1 protein-coding gene and 1 pseudogene are annotated in these 1,799 nt (G+C 40.7%); both read left to right on the top strand.

Annotated features, from left to right (window positions below):
• A pseudogene (locus ACRCJ0_RS13275) lies at positions 1-118 on the top strand (uracil-DNA glycosylase family protein); the annotation flags it as partial.
• A 364-nt stretch (positions 119-482) separates the two neighbouring features.
• Positions 483-1,763, top strand: coding sequence for an MFS transporter (locus tag ACRCJ0_RS13270; RefSeq protein WP_431388150.1), 1,281 nt, complete (start codon positions 483-485; stop codon positions 1,761-1,763).
• Positions 1,764-1,799: the final 36 nt, after the last annotated feature.

Raw genomic sequence — 1,799 nt, 5'->3', positions numbered from 1 at the left:
CCCCCTAGTCCATCCGTCCCCTTTAAACCAAAGGTGGATGAAGAAGAATCCTTGGTTTGAAACAGATGTACTACCTGATTTTAAAGAGATGATACAGACGTATATCAAGGAGGACTAGGTAATTGACCAGGTACTAGCAATCGATGACTATATTGCAGGTTATGTAAATGATGTCCAAGCTATTTTAATGAAGTTATGACATAAGCTAGCGTCGGCATTGCCTGCTTGTCAGGAGAAAAATTCCTATGGCATACCGATCCTTTTTGATAAGGAGATGGTTACCCACTAAGGGAGCAACAAGTGTTACCTTGGGATTTATCCCTTCCCGAAAACGATTCTTACTTTTGGGGACAAGGGGGCAGATCTTAGGTAAGCCAAGGGACCTTACAATTTCCCTATGATTCAGAAATTCCTTATGAATTAATTGTTGAATTAGCGGTTTACAACTACCATCAACAAAAATAAAAATACGGAGGCAAGTCATGGCAGAGATAGGTAAAAAATTCTGGGGATATACCAAAGAAGAGTGGTCGTGGGTTTTACAGGATACAGGAAATTCAGCTTATTCCTTAGTTATCACAGCAACATTATTTCCCTTGTTTTATAAGGCAATCGCAGAAGGTTCGGGGGTTGCGGACGCAGATTCTACGGCTTACTTGTCATATGCCAATTCTATCGGGACGGCTTTAGTAGGCTTGATGGCACCGATTTTAGGTTCTATTGCTGAATACCGGGGTTTTAGAAAACCCTTGTTTACAATTGGGACCTTATTAGGGGTTATTTCCGTATTGTTGATGGCTTTCACACCAGGTGGGACTTGGGGGATGGCTTGGTTGATCTTATTAATTTTATATGTTTTATCTAATATCGGCTTTTCATCGTCAAATGTCTTTTATGATGCTTCACTGCTTGATGTAACGGGGAAAACCCGTATGTCTCGTGTTTCATCAATGGGTTACGGTATGGGCTATATCGGGTCTTGTGCGCCATTCTTATTGTATTTAGTTTTTATGTTAAATATCGATGCTATGCCGTTTACCCTAGATTGGTTAACCAGATCAGCCTTTGTATTAACCGCTGTTTGGTGGTTTGCCTTTACTATTCCTTATTGGCAAAATGTCCAACAAAAATCGTGGATCAATCCAAGTCCAAGACCCATCCGGGATTCTTTTAAGCGGGTGAAAAATACACTCAGAGACATGGCCCAATACCGTCAGTTATTTATTTTCCTTCTGGCTTATTTCTTATATATCGACGGGGTAGGGACGATCATTTCGATGGCAACGGCTGTAGCAACTGACTTAGGAATTGAAGCGACAGTCCTTGTTGTGGTCTTATTGATTGTTCAAATTGTGGCCTTTCCATTCACAGTATTATACGGGCAATTGGCCAAACGATTCGGGGACAAGAAAATGATCTACGTAGGGATCGTGACTTATATCATCATTTGTATCTATGCCTTGAGTATGGAAACAGCGACTGATTTCTTTATACTAGCTTGTATGGTTGGGACGGCTCAAGGTGGCTTACAAGCCTTATCACGTTCCATGTTTGGAAAATTAGTACCAGAAGGCAAAACCAATGAATTCTTCGGCATCTATAATGTTTTCGGAAAGTTCTCTTCCATTATCGGGACAACCTTATTAGGGATTATCACCCAAATGACGGGTAATTCCTTGAATGGGGTCTTTGGTTTAATTATCCTCTTTATTATCGGGGGTGCCTTATTACTAGGCGTTAAAGAAGATGGGGTAAAAGGATAGGTAACCTGCTCATAACAAAAGAAAAAACTGGTGATC

The sequence above is a fragment of the Aerococcus sp. L_32 genome (assembly GCF_050689315.1).
This window is presented reverse-complemented; position numbering and strand designations above follow the sequence as displayed.